At 69.8% G+C, this 18,734-nt stretch carries 16 protein-coding genes and 2 tRNA genes; 5 read left to right on the top strand and 13 right to left on the bottom strand.

Going from position 1 to position 18,734, the window contains the following annotated elements; all coding sequences use genetic code 11:
* Positions 1-7: 7 nt before the first annotated feature.
* A complete protein-coding gene (locus tag ACPL7H_RS04255) occupies positions 8-418 on the top strand; it encodes a hypothetical protein (protein WP_424795874.1) in 411 nt (136 codons plus the stop codon).
* Here ACPL7H_RS04255 and ACPL7H_RS04250 read toward each other — a convergent pair.
* The 4 genes from ACPL7H_RS04250 to ACPL7H_RS04235 all read right to left on the bottom strand — a co-directional run bounded on the left by ACPL7H_RS04250 (position 387) and on the right by ACPL7H_RS04235 (position 4,293).
* Positions 387-1,208 carry a lysophospholipase gene (locus tag ACPL7H_RS04250; protein ID WP_424795873.1) on the bottom strand — a complete coding sequence of 274 codons (822 nt, stop codon included), beginning with the start codon at positions 1,206-1,208 and terminating at the stop codon, positions 387-389. The two genes, ACPL7H_RS04255 and ACPL7H_RS04250, sit on opposite strands and share 32 nt — an antisense overlap.
* A 123-nt stretch (positions 1,209-1,331) precedes the next feature.
* Positions 1,332-2,645 (bottom strand): UDP-N-acetylglucosamine 1-carboxyvinyltransferase, encoded by a 1,314-nt coding sequence (gene murA, locus ACPL7H_RS04245; RefSeq protein WP_424795872.1) that lies wholly within the window; start codon positions 2,643-2,645, stop codon positions 1,332-1,334.
* 328 nt (positions 2,646-2,973) lie between these two features.
* Positions 2,974-3,840, bottom strand: coding sequence for a TIGR03619 family F420-dependent LLM class oxidoreductase (locus ACPL7H_RS04240; RefSeq protein ID WP_424795871.1), 867 nt, complete (start codon positions 3,838-3,840; stop codon positions 2,974-2,976).
* A 78-nt stretch (positions 3,841-3,918) separates the two neighbouring features.
* On the bottom strand, positions 3,919-4,293 hold the full coding sequence (locus ACPL7H_RS04235) for a VOC family protein (RefSeq protein ID WP_424795870.1): 375 nt from the start codon (positions 4,291-4,293) through the stop codon (positions 3,919-3,921).
* Positions 4,294-4,438: 145 nt separating this feature from the next.
* Here ACPL7H_RS04235 and poxB point away from each other — a divergent pair, with 145 nt between their 5' ends.
* Positions 4,439-6,157, top strand: a complete 1,719-nt coding sequence (poxB, locus tag ACPL7H_RS04230; protein ID WP_424795869.1) for a ubiquinone-dependent pyruvate dehydrogenase — start codon at positions 4,439-4,441, stop codon at positions 6,155-6,157.
* Positions 6,158-6,202: 45 nt separating this feature from the next.
* On the opposite strand, the gene ACPL7H_RS04225 is transcribed toward poxB, so the two are convergent.
* Positions 6,203-7,072 carry a hypothetical protein gene (locus tag ACPL7H_RS04225; RefSeq protein WP_424795868.1) on the bottom strand — a complete coding sequence of 290 codons (870 nt, stop codon included), beginning with the start codon at positions 7,070-7,072 and terminating at the stop codon, positions 6,203-6,205.
* A gap of 188 nt (positions 7,073-7,260) precedes the next feature.
* Between ACPL7H_RS04225 and ACPL7H_RS04220 the strand changes: the two genes are divergently transcribed.
* A complete protein-coding gene (locus ACPL7H_RS04220; RefSeq protein ID WP_424795867.1) occupies positions 7,261-8,616 on the top strand; it encodes a glycoside hydrolase domain-containing protein in 1,356 nt (451 codons plus the stop codon).
* Here ACPL7H_RS04220 and ACPL7H_RS04215 read toward each other — a convergent pair.
* The 3 genes from ACPL7H_RS04215 to leuC all read right to left on the bottom strand — a co-directional run bounded on the left by ACPL7H_RS04215 (position 8,586) and on the right by leuC (position 12,190).
* Positions 8,586-9,896: a phosphotransferase gene (locus ACPL7H_RS04215; protein ID WP_424795866.1), complete on the bottom strand. Its 1,311-nt coding sequence runs from the start codon at positions 9,894-9,896 to the stop codon at positions 8,586-8,588. The two genes, ACPL7H_RS04220 and ACPL7H_RS04215, sit on opposite strands and share 31 nt — an antisense overlap.
* A gap of 162 nt (positions 9,897-10,058) precedes the next feature.
* Complete coding sequence (leuD, locus tag ACPL7H_RS04210) at positions 10,059-10,697, bottom strand: 3-isopropylmalate dehydratase small subunit (protein WP_424795865.1); 639 nt, start codon at positions 10,695-10,697, stop codon at positions 10,059-10,061.
* Positions 10,698-10,708: 11 nt separating this feature from the next.
* Positions 10,709-12,190: a 3-isopropylmalate dehydratase large subunit gene (leuC, locus tag ACPL7H_RS04205; RefSeq protein WP_424795864.1), complete on the bottom strand. Its 1,482-nt coding sequence runs from the start codon at positions 12,188-12,190 to the stop codon at positions 10,709-10,711.
* 114 nt (positions 12,191-12,304) lie between these two features.
* Between leuC and ACPL7H_RS04200 the strand changes: the two genes are divergently transcribed.
* Positions 12,305-13,027, top strand: coding sequence for an IclR family transcriptional regulator (locus ACPL7H_RS04200; protein WP_424788861.1), 723 nt, complete (start codon positions 12,305-12,307; stop codon positions 13,025-13,027).
* Positions 13,028-13,072: 45 nt separating this feature from the next.
* Here the strand turns inward: ACPL7H_RS04200 and ACPL7H_RS04195 are convergent, their stop codons facing one another.
* The 5 genes from ACPL7H_RS04195 to ACPL7H_RS04175 all read right to left on the bottom strand — a co-directional run bounded on the left by ACPL7H_RS04195 (position 13,073) and on the right by ACPL7H_RS04175 (position 18,249).
* On the bottom strand, positions 13,073-13,771 hold the full coding sequence (locus tag ACPL7H_RS04195; protein ID WP_424795863.1) for an NAD(P)-binding oxidoreductase: 699 nt from the start codon (positions 13,769-13,771) through the stop codon (positions 13,073-13,075).
* Between the two features lie 128 nt (positions 13,772-13,899).
* The gene (locus ACPL7H_RS04190; RefSeq protein ID WP_424795862.1) at positions 13,900-15,249 is read right to left on the bottom strand and encodes an ABC transporter substrate-binding protein; all 1,350 of its coding nucleotides are present in this window, start codon (positions 15,247-15,249) and stop codon (positions 13,900-13,902) included.
* Positions 15,250-15,493: 244 nt separating this feature from the next.
* A complete protein-coding gene (locus ACPL7H_RS04185; RefSeq protein WP_424795861.1) occupies positions 15,494-17,815 on the bottom strand; it encodes a penicillin-binding transpeptidase domain-containing protein in 2,322 nt (773 codons plus the stop codon).
* Positions 17,816-18,050: 235 nt separating this feature from the next.
* Positions 18,051-18,123, bottom strand: a tRNA-Glu gene (locus tag ACPL7H_RS04180).
* Between the two features lie 54 nt (positions 18,124-18,177).
* Positions 18,178-18,249 (bottom strand) — tRNA-Gln (locus tag ACPL7H_RS04175).
* A gap of 201 nt (positions 18,250-18,450) precedes the next feature.
* On the opposite strand from ACPL7H_RS04175, the gene ACPL7H_RS04170 reads away from it, so the two are divergent.
* Positions 18,451-18,723, top strand: a complete 273-nt coding sequence (locus tag ACPL7H_RS04170; protein ID WP_424795860.1) for an acylphosphatase — start codon at positions 18,451-18,453, stop codon at positions 18,721-18,723.
* Positions 18,724-18,734 lie beyond the last annotated feature (11 nt).

Here is an 18,734-nt window from a genome sequence, read left to right as displayed (position 1 = left end):
AGGACTCATGGCGGAGATCGAACCGAAGGCGCGAACCGGGCTGCCCGCCGCTCGCGGTCCGATCAGCGGTGGAGCGGTTCGGTTCCTCTGGCTGCTCGGCGGGTTTCTTCTCGTCTTCGGCGTCGTCTCACTGCCCAGCATCGGCATGTTCGTGCTGCCTGGGGCGGTGGTGGTGATGATCCTGACGGGTGTGTTGAGCCGAGGCCAGGGCTGGCCGCTGTTCCTCATCGGGGCCGCTCTCCCGATGTTCTGGGTGGCCTGGCTCCATCGAGGCGGTCCCGGGATCCGGCGTTGGCAGGGTCAGACGTCCTCCGGGGCGTCAGAATTGTTGAACCCGTGGCCGTTCGCGATCGCGGGTGTTGTGCTCCTGACCCTGGCGGTGTTGCTCATCCTGCGCCGTCGAGCGCTCCGTCGATGAACGTGGTGACCAGGACGAGCACCTCATCGCGGTTGATCTCGTTGAACACCTCATGCCGGGCCCCGGGCAGCACCTGTTCGGTCAGGTTCGCAGCCCCCAGCCCCTCGATCCCGAGACGGCTGTCGGCTACCGGGACCAGTGCGTCCTCGGCTCCGTGCACCCACAGCGTCGGCAACGTCCCGAGCGCTCCGCCGGCGTCGATCTGCTCGAGGGTGTCCAGGATGGCCTGAACCGTGGCGCGTTTGAACGGTCCGTGCCACACCAACGGGTCGGCGGCATAGTCGAGACCGACCTGCTCATCGCGCGAGAGTGTGGCCGGATCCAGCGGCTCGTCGGGGATCTGCTCAGCCGCTACGAGTTGCTCGGCGGCCCTCCAGCGGCCCAGTACCGGCCCGGACAGCACCAGGGCGCTGAGTTCACTGCCGTGCACCTGGGCGTAGCGAGCGGCGATCATGCCGCCCATCGAGTGGCCGATGAGAACCAACGGGATACCCGGGTTCTCCCGCGCGGCGTGCCGGATCACGATGTGCAGGTCGGCCACGACGTCCTCGAAATCGGTGATGAGCACCCGCTCCCCGCTGCTGCGGCCGTGACCGGTGTGATCCAGGCCGTAGACCTCGGCACCGGCGTTCACCAACGCACCGGCGACGTGTCCGTAGCGTCCGATGTGCTCGCCGTAGCCGTGGCACAGCACCGCGACGTAGCGGGTCGGGCGGCCCTCGACATCCCATGCCTCGGCATGGATACGACCGCTCGTTCCGGTGAAGGACCAGGTCCGGGTGGGTTGCATCGGTGTGCTCCTTCGCGCGCGAGACCCGCAGACCCGCGGGTCTACCATCCTACCGGCCCGGGCGCACGGGGGTGAGGGGGTGCACCACGGCGGGTTCCGCCGTCGGCCTTCCGCGGAGTGGCCTCAGCCGGACTCGACCTTGGCGCCGAGGGCGTCGAGTTTGCCGCGGAAGTCCTCGTACCCGCGGTCGATGAGTTCGATCCCGCGCACCTGGGAGACCCCGTCCGCAGCCAGGGCGGCGATCAGGTGGGAGAACCCGCCGCGCAGGTCGGGCACCTCGATGTCGGCGGCCCGCAGCGGCGCGGGTCCGGAGATCACCGCGGAGTGGTGGAAGTTGCGCTGCCCGAACCGGCACGGTCCCCCGCCCAGGCACTCGCGGTAGACCTGGATCGTGGCGCCCATCCGCCGCAACGCCTGGGTGAAGCCGAACCGGTTCTCATACACCGTCTCGTGCACGATCGACAGTCCCGAGGCCTGGGTCAGCGCGACCACCAAGGGCTGTTGCCAGTCGGTCATGAAGCCCGGGTGCACGTCGGTCTCCAGCACGATCGACTTCAGCCCGGTGCCGGGGTGGTGGAACCTGATGCCCTCGTCGCGGATGTCGAACTCCCCGCCCACCTTGCGGAAGGTGTTCAGGAAGGTCATCATGTCCGGCTGGCGAGCGCCACGGACGAACACGTCGCCGCGGGTGGCCAGAGCGGCGGCGGCCCAGGATGCCGCCTCGATCCGGTCCGGAAGCGCCGTGTGGGTGAAACCGCCCAGGCGCGGAACCCCCTCGATCCGGATCACCCGGTCGGTGTCCACCGAGATGATGGCGCCCATGCGCTGCAGCACCGCGATCAGATCCATGATCTCCGGCTCGATGGCGGCGTTCCGCAACTCGGTCAGGCCGTAGGCGCGCACGCTGGTCAGCAGCAACTGTTCGGTGGCACCCACGCTGGGATAGGGCAGTTCGATCTTGGTGCCGTGCAGCCCCCGGGGGGCGGTGATCAGGATGCCGGAGTCCAGTTTGTCCACCTGAGCGCCGAACTGGCGCAGGATCTCCAGGTGGTAGTCGATCGGACGATCCCCGATGTGGCAGCCGCCCAGGTCCGGGATGAACGCCTCCCCCAGGCGGTGCAGCAACGGACCGCACAACAGGATCGGGATCCGTGAGGTACCGGCGTGGGTGTCGATGTCGGCCTTGTGCGCGGTCTCGACATTGCCCGGGTCCAGGCGCACGATCCCGTCCTCGACGTCCCACTCCACCACCACGCCGTGCAGTTTGAGCAGATTGCCCACGATGTTGACGTCCCGGATGTTGGGCACGTTGCGCAGTTCGCTGGTGCCCTCGCCGAGCAGCGCGGCCACCATCGCCTTGGAGACGAAGTTCTTCGCTCCGCGCACCGTGATCTCCCCGTGCAGCGGTGTGCCGCCGTGTACCTTCATCAGGCTCATCGGTACTCCTGGTCGTGTCCTGGTCGTGTCCGTGTCGTGGTGGGCAACGCGCGTGCCCGATCGATGCCCGTGGGGCACCCCTAGCGTACGGCGCCGGGCCGAGATCGGCCGTGCGGGAGACGGCGGCGTGGGCTTCGACGCAGAACGATCACGAACTCTTCGCAGGACCGCCGTGACCGCTCAGCGTCCGGACGGTCCGCCGCGACGGGGCCGTCGCAGCAGTTCACCCGGCGTGGGTCGGCTGCAGTGCGCCGGGTACGCATCCGGCACCGCATCCACCGGGCCCGTACTCGCGGCCAGGTCATGCCGGCACGTCTTGCCGGCCCGCTCACTGCAGCAGGGCGGCCGCCTCGTCGATCGTCCTCAGGATCTCCCCGACGGGTACCGGCGCGTGCCGGTCCCGGCGGTGGCCGCCACCGGGAAGCAGCACCACCCGTGCCACACCCGCATCCCTGTAGGCATCCCGGGTGCGCTGGTCGAACGGGACCTTCGGGGTGATGGTCACCTCCAGCGGGCCCAGGTGCGCGGGCCGGTCCACCTCGCCTGCCTCGGTCCGGATCAGCGTCGTCGCCTCGCGGGCCAGGTCCGCGTCGACGTTGAACACGTACCACCCCTGCCCCTTGGTCAATGCCCTCCGGCGGGCCGGCGCGCTGGCTCCGCCGATGATGATCGGCGGCCCGCCGCCCTGGTGCGGGCGTGGCCGGGCCTGGACTCCCGAGAAGGTGGTGAACGTGCCGTGGTACTCGGGATGATCGGCGGTCCACAACTCGCGCAGCACCTCCAGGTGCGCATCGACCCGGGCACCCCGGTCCGATATCGGCACGCCGGTGGCCCGGAATCCGGCCGGCAGGTACCCACCGCCCACACCGAGCATGAACCTCCCGCCGCTGACCACATCGAGGCTGGCCGCCTGCTTGGCCAGCAGCACCGGTTCGTGCTGGGGCAGGATCAGCACCCCGGTGGCCAGGCGGATGTGCTCGGTGTGCGCCGCGATCCAACTCAGGCCCACCAGCGGGTCGAGGAACGGCAGGTACGGGTCGAAATGCACGCTCCCGGGTGCGGGATCGGGCAGCACCAGGTGCTCGCCGGTCCAAACCGACTCCAAGCCCGCGGCCTCCGCGTGGCGGGCCACGCGCACCGCCGCCCGCGGGTCGGCGCAGGTACCGTAGGTGGCGGCAAAGATCCCCAGTTTCATCTCGTGCTCCGTGCTGTCAGTGCAATCCGGTCGGGCTGAGTGCGCAACGGCTGACTCGCTTCGTGGCTGAGCGTGCGGTCACTGCGGGAACACGCAGAACTCATTGCCTTCCGGGTCGGCCATCACGGTCCACGCCGGTAACTCCTGCACGATCCGGGCACCCCGCTCGGTCAGGGTGGCCACCGCGGCAGTCCGGTCGCGGACCTCGATGTCCATGTGCATCCGGTTCTTGGTGACCTTGCCCTCGGGGACGCGGGTGAAGAAGAAGCCGGGGCCGGGGCCATCGACCGCGACACTCGGATCGGATTCCGGAGTGTGGCCGAGCGCCGCGAGCCTGTCGATCTCCGCACGGTCGTAGTCGCGGACCCGGTATCCGTCGAGTACACCGGCCCAGAACCGGGCGAGAGCGGCAGGGTGGGCACAGTCGATCACGAGGCTACGTAGCACGGCCATCACCTCAGGCTAGCCAGCCGCCGGATCCGCGGACAGGTGATTCCTCCGCCGGCTCGATCGCCGGGCCGGCGCAAACCTGTGGCGCGATCTGCTCCGGTGCGGCACGGTGAGGACAGAGCCGACGCCGACCGAACCGAGGAGCCCCATGGTCACCATCGCCCAGAACATCGTGGACAACCTGGCTGCCAACGGTGTGCAGCGCATCTACGGCATCGCCGGGGACTCCCTGAACGGGATCACCGAGGCGATGCGCACCTCCGAGATGGACTGGATCACGGTCCGGCACGAGGAGGCCGGGGCGTTGGCCGCCGCCGCCGAGGCCGCCACGACCGGTGAGTTGGCGGTGTGCGCCGGATCGGCCGGACCGGGGAACCTGCACCTGGTGAACGGGTTGTACGACGCCCAGCGCTCGCGCGTGCCGGTGCTGGCGCTGGCCGCACACATCCCCAGCAGTGAGATCGGCTCGGGCTACTTCCAGGAGACCACCCCCACCGACTTGTTCGCTGAGTGCAGCGTGTGGACCGAGACGGTCACCAGCACCGAGCAGATGCCCCGGGCGTTACGGATCGCGATGCAGGAGGCGGTCTCGCGCCGGGGCGTGGCGGTGCTGGTGATCCCCGGGGACGTGGCCCTGCTCGAGGCCGCGGACGAGGCGATCACCAAGGTGCAGCACGCCCGGCCCCGGGTCCTGCCCACCGAGGACGACCTGGGCCGGGCGGTACATCTGCTGAACAACTGCGACAAGGTGACGATCCTGGCCGGCGCCGGTACCGCCGGCGCGCACGCGGAGGTGCTCGCCCTGGCCGACACCCTCGCCGCGCCGATCGTGCACGCGATGCGCGGTAAGGAACACATCGCCTGGGACAACCCCTTCGACGTCGGTATGACCGGACTGCTCGGGTTCGCCTCGGGGTACCGCGCGATGGCGGAGGCGGACACGCTTCTCATGCTCGGCACCGACCTGCCCTACCAGCAGTTCTATCCAGAGGACGCCACCATCATCCAGGTCGACATCCGGGGGGAGCAGCTGGGCCGGCGGACCCGACTGGATCTGGGCCTGGTGGGCGACGTGGGTGAGACGGCCCGCGCCCTGCTCCCGCTGCTGCGGTCCAAGGACCGGCGCCACCTGGAGTCCTCGGTCAAGCATTACCAGCGCACCCGCGAGCGCCTGGACGATCTGGCGACGCCGACCCGCGGCCGCAGGGCGATCCGGCCGCAGTACCTGACCCGGCTGCTCGATGAACAGGCCTCCGAGGACGCGGTGTTCATTCCCGACGTCGGCTCCCCGGTGGTCTGGGCGGCGCGGTACCTGAGCATGAACGGGCGGCGGCGGTTGATCGGCTCCTTCACGCACGGCACCATGGCCAACGCGCTGTCACAGGCAATCGGGGTTCAGTTCGCCCATCCCGATCGCCAGGTGGTGGCGATGGCCGGTGACGGTGGCCTGGCGATGCTGCTGGGTGAGCTCCTCACCGTGGCCCAGCACCGGTTGCCGGTGAAGATCGTGGTGTTCAACAACTCCTCGCTGAACTTCATCGATCTGGAGATGAAGGCGGCCGGCTTCCCGCCGTTCGGCACCGAGCTGATGAACCCGGACTTCGCGGTGGTGGCCGAATCGATGGGCATCCGGGGGTTCCGGGTGGAGAAGTCCGCCGATCTGTCCGGTGCCATCGATGAGGCCTTCGCCCATGACGGCCCGGCGTTGCTGGATGTGGTCACCGAACCCAACGAACTGACGATGCCACCGGCGGTGACCGCTGAGCAGGTCAAGGGCTTCACCCTGTACATGATCCGCACGGTGATGTCCGGTCGCGGTGATGAGTTGATCGACCTGGCCCGGGCAAACCTGCGCCAGGTGTTCTGAGGCCATGCGCGCCGCGGCAGCGGCCACGCCGCGCTTTCGCTGTGCTCAGGCCAGCGGCAGGTCCCCGTGGCCGAGCACGAACTGGTCGTGTCGCTGCAGGAGTTGCCGCTCCTGCGCTGACGGCGCTGTGCGGCCCGCGCGCAGGAGCCGGCAGACGGCGTAGTGGCCGGTGCGCTCCCGGTACCGGTCCAGCCACTGGGCGGCCGTGCCGGCCGCGCGCTCATCGAGCCAGGGCCAGCGCGGTTTGAGGGCCCGCATGCCGCACCGCCACGGTTTGGGAGTCAGCCGAGCGCGGTAGTTGCCGTGCACAGTGCACAACCGGACGTAGATCGGGTCGGACGCGAGGGCGGTGAGGATCTCGCCGGCCTCGGCCGAATCCGGTGCCGCGTGCACGCCGGTGATGAGCACCCGGAAGCCCGCGGCGGTCCGGTAGACGTACACCCCCAGGTGCGGCCGGACCCGGGCGAACTCCTCGATCCGCGCCAGCACCGGGTTGTCCTCCGGTCCGGCCGGCTGGTCCCGCTTGCCACGGCCGAAGAGCCGGCCGAGGGCGCTCAGCAGCCCGGGCGAGGCCTGCGCGGCCGGATCGTCGACGTCGGCGATCAGGATCCGATCGGTGTTGAGGATGGCGGCGCCGTAGGCATTGCGCGTGATCACCCCGATCAGGTCGCCGCCTGCGTCGCGGATCTCCTCAAGCACCTCCTCCCGCAAGGGCGTGCGCGGGTAGTAACCACCGCCGAGCGGCCGGCCCGTCCGGATCTTCTGCAGCACCTCCCCCAGTCGGCGGGCGGCGACCACGGCGGCATGGCTGGGCGAGGTGACCGACCACCCCCACAGGCGCAGCACGTAGGTCTTGCCCGCGGGGTCCTGGACCCGGTCCTCCGCCGGGCTCCAGTACTTCGGCAACGGTTCCATGCCAGGCATCCTGGCACGGCTGCTGCGCCACATCGCCGATCACCGCACGCCACTCAGGGTGGGCCGGGCCCAGCGCGTCGTCGGGCGATACCCGGCCGCCGGGTCTGCCAGGTACCTCCGCCCCTTGCGCACCGCGGGTAATAGGCGCACTCTGTGCAGTAGGACGGGGACTGACCCGGAGGTGCGTCATGTCGCAGGAGCGGAAGCGATCGCATTTCGGAGCGGGTCCCATCGGAGCCCTGGCCCTGTTCGTGGGTCTGGCGGTGCTGTCGGTCGACTTCCTCGGACCGAGCGCCCAACCGGTGATGGCGGAGCCGGAGACGAAGATCACCTATCCTGACGGTTCCTCGGCCACCAGGGCCGACGCCTCGGGCTTCGACACCTGTGCGGCGCCGCCCCTGTCCACCCTCCGGGCCTGGCGCCAGAGTTCCCCGTACCGCGTGGTGAACATCTACTTCGGCGGCCGCAACCGTGGCTGCGACCAGCCCAACCTCACCAGGGCGTGGGTGCGGGACGCCCACGCGATGGGCTGGCGACTGCTGCCCACCTACATGGGTGACCAACCCAGTTGCATGCACGGTGACAAGCCCTACCGTTACACCGCCTCGAACGCGACCTCGCGCGGCAACGCCGACGCCAAGGATGCGCTGGCCCGGGCACGGTCGCTCGGTCTGCTTCCGGGCAGCGCGCTGTACGCCGATGTCGAGCACTACAACCGCGCCGACGCCTCCTGCCGTACTGCCGTGCGCAGGTACGTGTCGGCGTGGACCAAGACCCTGCACGCCTCGGGCTACCTTGCCGGTGTCTACGTACACCAGGACTCCGGCCTGCGGGACCTGGCGGCCAGTTACACCTCCTCGACCTACGCGCGTCCCGATGCGGTCTGGATAGCCCGGTGGGACGGCAACTCCTCGCTGACCGGGTGGCCGACGGCGTCCAACTCCCAGTGGGCGGTGTGGCAGCGGGCCAAGCAGTACCGCGGTGACCACAACGAGACCTGGGGCGGGGTGCGGCTCAACATCGACAATGACCGCGTCCGGGGACCGGTGGCCACCGTGGCTCGGACATACCGGGTCACCAGCACCACCCCGCTCAACGCCCGCACCGGACCGAGCACGTCTTCTTCGGTGGTGCGCACCTACAACCCCGGTGCGACCCTGTCGGTGGTGTGCCAGGGCAGTGGGAGCAGGGTGGGCACCACCTCGGTGTGGAACCGGCTGACGTCCGGGGCGTGGGTCAGCGATCGGTGGGTCTCGACCGCCTCCAACACCGGCTTCACCTCCGCGCTGCCCAGGTGCATGTACCCGGGCCAGGTCACTACGGCCTCACTGAACGCTCGCACCGGCCCGGGTGTCACCTACCGGACGACCGGCAGCCCGCTGCCCCGTGGTGCCTTGGCCTACGTGACCTGCCAGAGGGCGGGCTCCCGGGTAGGCACCACCACGGTGTGGAACCGGCTGCGGGACGGCCGGTGGGTGAGCGACTACTACGTCTCGAACCGGTCGAACACCGGTTACAGCGCTCCCATCCCCCGGTGCCCGTAGTGGTCCGTGGCAGTCCGTCCTCCTCGACCGTCCGTACTCCCATACATGGCCAGCGCGAGCAGGTCCTGCGTCACGTGCGCGTGAGCGGGGCGGAAGGCGTACTGGCACGCCAGTCGTAGCAGGAGGAGACGGCGATAGGCGGTGGCCCGGTCCAGTTCCGCGGGGGCCGGGTCCCAATGCTCGACGACGGTGGTCCAGAAGTCCGTGGCCCAGTCGGCAGGCCAGTGGCCCAGCAGGCGCCGCAGGTCGGTGTGCGCCCACACGTTGGCGGCATCCAGCGCCCCCTCCCCGACCGCGACGGTATCCCAGTCCAGCACACCCACCGAGGCGGTGGCGTCATCGAGTGCCGGGCCGGTGGGTGTCCGGCCGGTGGGTGTCCGGCTGATGAGGACCTGTCCGTCATGCAGGTCGCCGTGGATGATTCCGGTGCCGGTCGCGGGCCTGCGGTCCAGGTGATCGGCGATGAGTTCCAGCCCAGCCGGGAGCCGGGGGTGGACCCGGGGAAGGTGTTGCCGCACGCGCTCGATCCACACCCCGACCCAGGCCAGTTCGGCCGCCGCGTCGCGCACCGGGAGGTCCCCGGGGACCGGGGCCCGAGCCAGGTGGCGCAACAGATGGCCCAGACCAGCGGCCCCGGCGCGGACCATCGCAGCGGCTTGTTCGGTGCCGAGCAGGGCGCGCAGGCTCTCGCCGGGCAGGGCGGAGGTGACCACCACGCCGCCACCCTCCCGGTGCTCCACCACCCCCGGGGCGGCGAAGCCTGGCAGGCCACCGAGCACATGCACCCCCAACCGGGCGCTACGCACGACCGCGGCGGTGCGCCCGGGCCGGAACACCCGCGCGTAGGTTCCCGCGCCCGACGCCTGGTCCGGTGCTCCGGCACCGGCAACCACCTCGGGGCCACCCGGCAGGTAGACCACCGCGCGCCGCTCCGGACGGTGCACCAACAGGTGCGACCCCGGCTCGGTCAGCAGGTGCGGCAGCGCCTGCAGTCGCCGATCCGCGCCGCGAGCCTGCACCAGGACCGTGCCGACGGTCGCGCCACGCCCATCCAGAGCCGGCGCGAGCACCACGTCGCCGCCGGCCCGGGCCCTGCCCGAGGTGGCGGCCATGACGCGGCGCCGGTCGCCGTCGTCCTCGATCATCTGCCCGGCCAGCAACTCCCCCGCCGGGCCGAGCAGTTCCAGGCTCACCCGCCCCGCGCCCCGTGGCCAGATTCGGCTCACCGAGAGGTCGCCGCTGATCCCCAACCCCTCAGCGTCTGGGTGCGTCGGTCTCACCAACTCCGGCAGCATGCGCTCCTCGGCCCCTCCTCAGGTCCGCGGTCCTGAGGATTCGGCCTCATCGACCCGGATCGGCTCGCGTGCGGCGACTGTCGATGCGATCACGCCCCGTGGGGTGGCACCGCTTCAGGTCGTGCCATTTCGTATCCCGGGCTGCGATCAGCCGACCGAGCGGGCCGCCTCGATCGGCACGCTCGGCAGGTGCTTGGCCGGCAGCGTCTTGGGACGCCAGTCCGCGCGCTCGGCCTCGAACGCGGCGATGTCATCCTCGCGCTCCATGGTCAGGCCGATGTCATCGAGCCCCTCCATCAGGCGCCAGCGGGTGTATTCATCGATGGCGAAGGACGCCACGATGTCGCCACAGATCACGGTGCGTTGCTCCAGGTCCACCGTGATCTCCAGGCCGGGCTGGGCCTCGAGGGCCTTCCAGATCAGTTCGATGTCCTCCTGGGCGACCTCGGCGGCCAGCAGGCCCTGCTTGCCGGAGTTGCCGCGGAAGATGTCGGCGAACCTGGCCGCCAGCACCACCCGGAAGCCGTAGTCCTTCAGCGCCCACACCGCGTGCTCGCGGGAGGAGCCGGTGCCGAAGTCCGGACCGGCCACCAGCACGGAGCCGGAGCGGTAGACCTCGTGGTTGAGCACGAACTCGGGGTCATTGCGCCACGCGGCGAACAAGGCGTCCTCGAATCCCGTGCGGGTCACGCGCTTGAGGTAGACCGCCGGGATGATCTGGTCGGTGTCGATGTTGCTGCGCCGCAGGGGAACACCGATCCCGATGTGCGTCGTGAACTTCTCCATCGTTCTCCCTCTCAGACGTGCATCAACGCGTTGGGGTCCAACGGCGCCAGTGGGGTGCCGTCGAAACTGGTCAGATCCACCTCGGTATCCCACTCCAGGTCGGCCACCGCAGACAGGGTGCCGCGTACCGCGGTCGCCGCGGCCACGAGCGGGGAGACCAGATGGGTGCGCCCACCCTTGCCCTGGCGGCCCTCGAAGTTGCGGTTGGAGGTGGAGGCCGCCCGCTCACCGGGGGCGAGCTGGTCGGGGTTCATGCCCAGGCACATCGAGCAACCGGCGTTGCGCCACTCGGCTCCGAAGTCGGTGAAGATCTGATCCAGACCCTCGGCCTCGGCCTGCAGCCGGACGCGGGCCGAGGCAGGGACGACCAGGACGCGCACGTCGTCGGCCTTCTTGCGGCCCTTGACCACCTTGGCCACCGAGCGCAGGTCCTCGATCCGGCCGTTGGTGCACGAGCCGATGAACACCGTGTCCACCGGGATTTCCCGCAGCGGGCGACCGGGCACCAGGTCCATGTACTCGATCGCCCGCTCGGCGGCGGTGCGCTCGTTGTCCTCGGCGATCTCCTCCGGCACCGGCACCGACGCGGACAGTGGCAGACCCTGGCCCGGGTTGGTGCCCCAGGTCACGAACGGCTCCAGATCCGCTGCCTCGAGCACCACCTCGGCGTCGAAAGTCGCGTCGTCATCGCTGCGCAGCGTCTTCCAGTACTCCACCGCGGCGTCCCAGTCCGCACCCTCGGGGGCGTGCGGGCGGCCCTTGAGGTAGGCGAACGTGGTCTCATCCGGGGCGATCATGCCCGCCCGTGCGCCGGCCTCGATCGACATGTTGCAGACCGTCATCCGCGCTTCCATGGACAGGTTGCGGATCGCCTCACCGCGGTACTCCAGCACGTAGCCCTGACCGCCGCCGGTGCCGATCTTGGCGATGATCGCCAGGATGATGTCCTTGGACGTGGTGCCCGGGGGAAGTTCGCCGTTGACGGTGATCGACATCGTCTTGAACGGCGTCAGTGGCAGGGTCTGGGTGGCCAGCACGTGCTCCACCTCGGAGGTACCGATGCCGAAGGCCAGCGCCCCGAAGGCACCGTGGGTGGAGGTGTGGGAGTCACCGCAGACCACCGTCATGCCCGGCTGGGTCAGACCGAGCTGGGGCCCCACGGCGTGCACGATGCCCTGATCGGCATCGCCCAGGGAGTGCAGCCGGATCCCGAACTCCTCGGCGTTGTTGCGCAGCGTCTGGATCTGGGTGCGCGAGGTGGGGTCGGCGATCGGCAGGTCGATGTCGAGGGTGGGGGTGTTGTGGTCCTCGGTCGCCAGGGTCAGGTCCGGGCGCCGTACCTGACGCCCGGCCAGGCGCAGGCCCTCGAACGCCTGCGGGCTGGTCACCTCGTGCACCAGGTGCAGGTCGATGTAGAGCAGGTCCGGTGCCCCTGCATCGCCGCGGCGCACCACATGGTCACGCCAGACCTTCTCAGCCAGAGTTCCGGCCATCGCCATCACCTTCCACTTCTTCCAGCGGGCGGTTCCGCCCGGTTCACCACAGGATCCTCGCCCTGCCGCGCAGCGGGACTTGCGTCTCACGTCCCGAGACGGCAGTATCGTCCTATGGACAACTCTAGCGGAGTCGGCGTGCTGGATAAAGCCGCCACCGTGCTCGGTGCCCTGGAGGCCGGGCCCGCCACCCTGGCGCAACTGGTCGCTTCCACCCATCTGGCCCGCCCCACCGCGCACCGCCTGGCGGTCGCCCTGGAGCACCACCGGCTGGTGGCGCGGGACATGCAGGGCCGCTTCATCCTGGGCCCCCGGTTGGCCGAACTGGCCTCGGCCGCGGGCGAGGACCGGCTGCTCGCCGCAGCCGGATCGGTGCTGACCGCCCTACGTGACCACAGCGGCGAGAGCGCGCAACTGTTCCGCCGCCAGGGTGATCAACGCATCTGCGTGGCCGCGGCGGAGAAGCAGATGGGGTTGCGCGACTCCATCCCGGTGGGGGCCACGCTGACGATGGAGGCCGGCTCGGCCGCCCAGGTCCTGCTGGCCTGGGAGGAACCGGATCGGTTGCACCGAGGTCTGCACGGCGCCAAGTTCACCGCCACGGTGCTCTCCGGGGTCCGACGACGTGGCTGGGCACAGTCGGTTGCCGAACGTGACGCCGGGGTCGCCTCGGTCTCCGCGCCGGTGCGCGGACCGTCGGGCCGGGTGATCGCCGCGGTGTCCATCTCCGGGCCGGTGGAGCGGATGACGCGCATGCCCGGCCGGCTGCACGCCAACGCGGTGATGGCAGCCGCAAACCGCCTCACCGACGTGCTGCGCTCCACCCCGGAGGACTGAACCGTGGCGGGCGGGATCGCCGCTACGGCCTCCTGAGGTCCGAACTCAGCCGCGCTTCGAGCGGGGATGCTCGATCCGGGTGGTGTCGAACAACTCGGCCACGGCATCCTTGATGGGCTGCTGACCGCCGACGACCTCCAGCACCATCCCGGCGGTGGCCGGGCTGTCCAGCAACGCGACGATCACTGCGGCCACATCGGCACGGGATACCTCGCCCCGGGCCACCGCGGACCCAAGTTCCACCAGGCCGGTGGCCTCATTGTTGGTCAGCATGCCCGGACGCAGGATGGTCCAGTCCAGATCCATCGCCTGGACCGCCTCCTCCGCGGCGCCCTTGGCGCGCAGGTAGGCGGCGAAGACCTCCTCCACGTCCGGTCCGGGGTCCCTCGTGGCCCGCATCGCCGAGATCAGCACGTGCCGGCGCACGCCGGCCCGGACGGCGGCCCTGGCGAACAACTCCGCCCCGGCCCGGTCCATCGTGTCCTTGCGGGCCGCCCCGCTCCCGGGGCCCGCCCCGGCGGCGAAAACCGCAGCATCGGCGCCGGCGAGAGCGTCGGCCACCAAGGCCTCATCGGTCTGCTCCAGGTCCAGCACCTGCGCCTGCGCCTGCGCGCCGATTCTCTCCAGGTCGCCGACATGATCGGGATTGCGAACCAGGCCAACTGGCGCATCACCGCGCTCGACGAGGCGGCGCAGTAGATGCATGGCGATCTGTCCGTGCCCTCCTGCAATGACTACTCGCATGTTCGCCACCGTAGGCACACCGGGCGCCGGGCGCTCGTTGAACCACCCCGGAGCCTCGGTCTCGCCGAGATCTCCGGGGTGGTCCCCTCACACGTGATCAAGCCAGATCACGCACGATCAACTGCGGTTCAGCCCCCCACCACACTGTCGGACAGTTCGGCGTAGGCCGATTCGGCGGCCTCCTCCGGAGTGGACTGGCCGAAGACCACCTCAAGACCGATCCGCTGGATCAGTTCCTGGGCCACGCTGCCGCCCTCGGGCGGGATCGGCGGCGGGGAGTCCACGACGTCGGCGATGTCATCGATGTACTCCGACACCCGCACGTCGGCCTCGGTGAGGTCATCAAGCATCGCCTCACGCACCGTCAGATTCGGCGCGATGCCCCGCTCGGCGAGGACGATCGGAGCCGCCTCCTCGCTGTTGAGCATGAAATCCAGGAACGCGGCAGCCTCCTCCTGATGCGGGCTGGTCTCGGCGATGGAGAAGAACATCGAGGCCTTGTAGTACGTCCCGCTGGGTGAGTCCCCGGCGTTGGAACTGGGCCGCAGCGCGATCTCGATATCGGTCCCGGAGGCGTCCTCCACCGCGGCCAACTGGTTACTCCACCAGAAGCTCATCGCACTCTGCCCGGTGCCGAACAGGGACTGGTCCAAGGGTGCCGAGATGTCATCGGCCTGGGTCGCCGGGTCCGGTGCTGCGCCGCTCTCGGTGAGTTCCTCGATGTAGGCGTAGTACTCGGCCAGGTCGGCGGCCTCGAACCCGAGCCCGCCGTCGTCAGTGAACAGACTGAGCCCGCGCTGGTTGAGCCACGCCTCGGCAGCGTGGTCGGAGATGATCGGAGACGTGCCGTACCCGACTCCCGAGTCACTGATCTGCTGGCCGATCTCGAGGTAGTCGTCCCACGTCCAGGTGGTGTCATCGGGCAGGTCCACGCCGGCCTCCTCGAACACCGCCGGGTTGAGCAGGGCGACCTGGGCGTTGATCCCCGCGACCGCAGCGAACAGCCCGTCGGGCGTGCGCCCGTTGTCCACCGTGCCCTCATCCCATTCGCTGAAGTCGATCGGGAGGTTCTCCAGATCGGCCAGGCTTCCACGGGCGGCGTACTCGGACAGGAACTGCAGGTCCATCTGGATGATGTCGGGCATGTCCCCGCCGGCGGTCATCGTGGCCAAGCGGTCCCAGTAGGCCGACCAGTCGGCGTACTCAGCCTGAACCGTGACACCGGGGTTCTCGGCCTCATAGGCCTGGATGGCCTCCTCGGTGATCCGGTGCCGCAGGTCCGAGCCCCACCAGTACATCCGCAGTTCGACGTCCTCACCGGAGGTTTCCTCACCGTCGGCCGCACCGTCCTCGGCGCCACTGTCCGGTTCCGGTTCATCCGAGGGCGCATCCTGGGCGCACCCTGCCACGACCAACCCGGCCCCGAGCACGAGCGCGGTGGCAAGCCGTAGCCGTCGTCTGCTTCTCACTGCTGTCATGACTCCATCGTCCTCTCGAAGGTCACGCTTTCATGCGGGCTGGGCGTGGCGCCGGGGTCGGTCGAGACCCAAGCCGCCGGAGCGCCCCACGTCACTGCTTCTGTTGCACCACGGGGTGTGTGGTGCTCCGCAGCATAAGCGGCTATGCACACACGCGGTAACGCTTTCGCAATCTGTGTCCGGATCGTGATGCACGGGACCGGCTGCGCGGACACCTCGAGGTGGGGGATGCGTTGACGTCGCTTTAGTTGATGCCGTCGAGGAACTCTGCGACCAGCGGACCGGAGGTGGCCGCCCCGTACTCCCCGTCCTCGACGAAGGCCGCCACGGCCAGGTCGCCCTGGATGGCGATTACCCAGGTACGGATGGCTTCGTCGCTGCCGTGCTCGGCGGTGCCGCTCTTGGCCACCACCGGAGGGCCGTCGACATCGGCGAGCATCGGCGTGGTGCCATCGACGACGACGGCGCGCATCGCCTGGCGCAGCACAGCGGCTTCCTCATGAGTCAGCGGGGAGATCTCGGTGGCCTGGGCACCCTCGCCGCCGTCGGTTCCGTCACCGTCGTCGCCGGGAACCCCGGTGGCTCCGTCCTCCTCGGACTCCCCGGCCGCTCCGTCGTCGTCGCCGGTGGCACCGGCCTGGTCCCCGGTGGCGCCGTCGTCGTCCCCGGTGGTGCCGTCCTCGTCGTCAGCACCGCCGTCGTCGCCGTCGGTACTCGAATCCTGGGTGTCGCCCCCTTCGGGAACGTCATCGCCCTCGGCACCCTCAGCAGGGTCGGCGGTGAGGTCGGCAAGGTTGCGGATCAGGGTGGGACGCACCGTCTGCCCGGCGGACAAGGACGCGGCGACCACCGCCATGCCCATCGGGGAAGCGAGCACCTGGCCCTGACCCATCATGGCCGCCGCGTGGTTGGTGGCTCCCACCTCCTGTGACACCGAACCCAGGAACAGCGGATACCCGAACTCCCCGGAGTCCAGCAGTCCCAGCGCCGTGGCGGCCGAGGCGAGATCGGCCGGACCGATCCGGTCGTGCTGGGCCAGGAACGTGGTGTTGCACGAGTGCGCGATCGCCTCGGTCACGGTGATGTCACCGAGCATCTCGTCCGGATAGCCCGGGTTGTTGGAGAACGTGCGCCCGTCCACCGTGAGCGTCTCGGGGCACTGCACGGTGTCCTCCAGTTCCATCCCCTCGCGCAGCATGGCCAGAGCGGTGACCATCTTGAAGGTCGAGCCGGGGGCGTACTGGCCCAGGGTCGCGGTGGACCAGCCCTGCGATCCCGGGCCGCTGGCCACCGCCAGGACGTGGCCGTCGGAGGGCCGCAGCGCCACCAGGGCACTGGCCGGCTCCACCTCGGCGAGGATCTTCTCGGCCAGGACCTGCATGTCGGCGTCCAGGGTGGTCTCAAGATCGATGCCGTCGCCCGCGTCGAAGGTGAACACCTGCGTGGGCTCGGCGCCCTCGGGCTGCCCGTCGCCGGCGGCTTCGGCGCCTGTTCCCCCGCCATCGGTCTCGCCACCGGCGCCGTCGTCGTCCTCGCCGGCACCCTCGCCGTCATCGGCACCCTCGCCGGCGTCGGAGACCGGGGCGCCGTCGACGACGGAGATGGCCACGGCAGGTCTGCCGCGCAGGACCTCCTCGTACTGGGCCTGCAGGCCGGACAGTCCGATGATGTCACCGGCCTCGATGCTTCCCTCGGAGTTCTCGATGATCTCGGCGGTGGCCTCCCCCACCCGGCCCAGCACCGGGCGGGCGAAGGACTCGGTGGGGCCCTGGATGCGTACCCCGGAGACGAAGTGCACTCCGTCCAGGGCGCGCAGGGTGTCCAGGTCCAGGCCCTCAGGGTTGTCCTGGGGGATCACCACCGCGTCCACGAACGCCCGCGGGCCGTAGGCCAGGACCCGGTCGGCGTAGGCCTGCGGGTTGGAGAAGTCCAGTTCCTCGGCCAGTGCCAGCGCGGCGTCGGCCCAGTCGTCGGACTCGATGAACGTCTTGTCGATCCCGATCCGGAAGACCGGTCGCTCCGCCACCAGGATCTCCCCGTCACCATCGAGAATGGCACCCCGGTCGGCATCGGTTCGCTCGACCACGAACACCCCGTTCTCACCGAGTTCACGGGCGATCAGGTCCCGGGACCAGGTGGCGTGCCAGGTCTCGGAGTCCTCGGCGGACAAGTGCACCGAGATCGGGTAGGACCAGGTCTGCTCCGAGCCGGGCATGCTCCAGTGCCAGCGCATCGCCGCATCGGCGGCCAGGCCCTCATCCTCCTCGTACGGGCTGGAGACCCAACTGACCTCCACCTCCCGGTCGATGCCCTCCATCTGCGCAAGGGCCGCATCGACGTCAGCCTGGGCGATCTCGCGCTCCTCGGCGCCCATCGGGGCCTCGGAGAAGTCCCCGCCGGCCATCGCCTCGGCCAGCGCCTCGGCGGCGGTCAACTCCGGGGCAGGGGCGTCGGCGTCGGCGTCCTCGCCGTCGGTCGGAGACGAGCAACCGGCCAGGAAGAGCCCGACGGCGGTCAGGGTGGCCACGAGAACCGATGCCGTTCTCCTGGGGTGCTGCTGGACCATCACTGCGTCCTCCTCCCGACCGCACAGTGCTCGCGGGCAGGCGCCGGCGAAACCATGATCCGAGGGTAGCCCGGTGCCGGCGCGGGTTTGCGGGGCACGCGCCGGAGTGGGTCACAGCCGTACCCCGCTGGGACTCCGGCAGGAGCGCCGTGAATCATCGGAGGCATGGACGCCGTCGGCCCCGAGCCGGCCACAAAGCAGAGAACCCCCGGCTTTCGCCAGGGGTTCTCGCGTGTAGCCCCGACCGGATTCGAACCGGCGTTACCGCCTTGAGAGGGCGGCGTCCTAGGCCACTAGACGACGGGGCCGAGCAGCCCGACGATCATACCGGAGCACACGGGGTGCTCTGCACATCGTCGGCGCTGGGGTACCAGGACTCGAACCTAGACTAACTGAACCAGAATCAGTCGTGCTGCCGATTACACCATACCCCAAGGGGGTATGACGTCAGAGTGTCCCGCGCGCACCGAAACAACCCCGGACGTCCTACCAGCCGGTAACTCTACCCGAGCCCGGTGGCCGCGCCCAAACCCGTGGGGGTGGGAGATCTCACATGCCCGACGGCGACTGCGTCCTGGAGCCTGTCGGCGGCGTGCGCAGGTGCTCGGGCAGCCGGGATGGGTCAGGATGGGCGAATGAATCAGATCGCCCGTCACCTGATGATCCGCGGCCACGTTCAGGGCGTGGTGTACCGCCAGAACTGCCGGCGCCGGGCCGAACAACTCGGTGTGGACGGATGGGTGCGAAACACCCCGGACGGCAACGTCGAGGCACACGTGCAGGGTCCGGCCGAGGCCGTGCAGACGTTGATCGACTGGGCCCACGAGGGACCCCGGCACGCCCAGGTGACCGAGGTGGAGACGCAGGAGGCCGAGGCCCAGAACCTGCATGGATTCGAGGTGCGCTGACCGACCGAGCA

Source organism: Pseudactinotalea sp. Z1732, assembly GCF_049724975.1.
Lineage (GTDB): Bacteria > Actinomycetota > Actinomycetes > Actinomycetales > Beutenbergiaceae > CALKWS01.
Note: the sequence above shows the minus strand (reverse complement) of the source record. Positions and strands in the feature narration are given on the sequence as shown.

Excerpts from the sequence above, each read along its gene's own strand:
- ACPL7H_RS04255 (WP_424795874.1), top strand. The coding sequence starts at position 8 with ATGGCGGAGATCGAACCGAAGGCGCGAACCGGGCTGCCCGCCGCTCGC.
- ACPL7H_RS04250 (WP_424795873.1), bottom strand. The coding sequence starts at position 1,208 with ATGCAACCCACCCGGACCTGGTCCTTCACCGGAACGAGCGGTCGTATC.
- murA (WP_424795872.1), bottom strand. The coding sequence starts at position 2,645 with ATGAGCCTGATGAAGGTACACGGCGGCACACCGCTGCACGGGGAGATC.
- ACPL7H_RS04240 (WP_424795871.1), bottom strand. The coding sequence starts at position 3,840 with ATGAAACTGGGGATCTTTGCCGCCACCTACGGTACCTGCGCCGACCCG.
- ACPL7H_RS04235 (WP_424795870.1), bottom strand. The coding sequence starts at position 4,293 with ATGGCCGTGCTACGTAGCCTCGTGATCGACTGTGCCCACCCTGCCGCT.
- poxB (WP_424795869.1), top strand. The coding sequence starts at position 4,439 with ATGGTCACCATCGCCCAGAACATCGTGGACAACCTGGCTGCCAACGGT.
- ACPL7H_RS04225 (WP_424795868.1), bottom strand. The coding sequence starts at position 7,072 with ATGGAACCGTTGCCGAAGTACTGGAGCCCGGCGGAGGACCGGGTCCAG.
- ACPL7H_RS04220 (WP_424795867.1), top strand. The coding sequence starts at position 7,261 with ATGTCGCAGGAGCGGAAGCGATCGCATTTCGGAGCGGGTCCCATCGGA.
- leuD (WP_424795865.1), bottom strand. The coding sequence starts at position 10,697 with ATGGAGAAGTTCACGACGCACATCGGGATCGGTGTTCCCCTGCGGCGC.
- leuC (WP_424795864.1), bottom strand. The coding sequence starts at position 12,190 with ATGGCCGGAACTCTGGCTGAGAAGGTCTGGCGTGACCATGTGGTGCGC.
- ACPL7H_RS04200 (WP_424788861.1), top strand. The coding sequence starts at position 12,305 with ATGGACAACTCTAGCGGAGTCGGCGTGCTGGATAAAGCCGCCACCGTG.
- ACPL7H_RS04195 (WP_424795863.1), bottom strand. The coding sequence starts at position 13,771 with ATGCGAGTAGTCATTGCAGGAGGGCACGGACAGATCGCCATGCATCTA.
- ACPL7H_RS04190 (WP_424795862.1), bottom strand. The coding sequence starts at position 15,249 with ATGACAGCAGTGAGAAGCAGACGACGGCTACGGCTTGCCACCGCGCTC.
- ACPL7H_RS04185 (WP_424795861.1), bottom strand. The coding sequence starts at position 17,815 with ATGGTCCAGCAGCACCCCAGGAGAACGGCATCGGTTCTCGTGGCCACC.
- ACPL7H_RS04170 (WP_424795860.1), top strand. The coding sequence starts at position 18,451 with ATGAATCAGATCGCCCGTCACCTGATGATCCGCGGCCACGTTCAGGGC.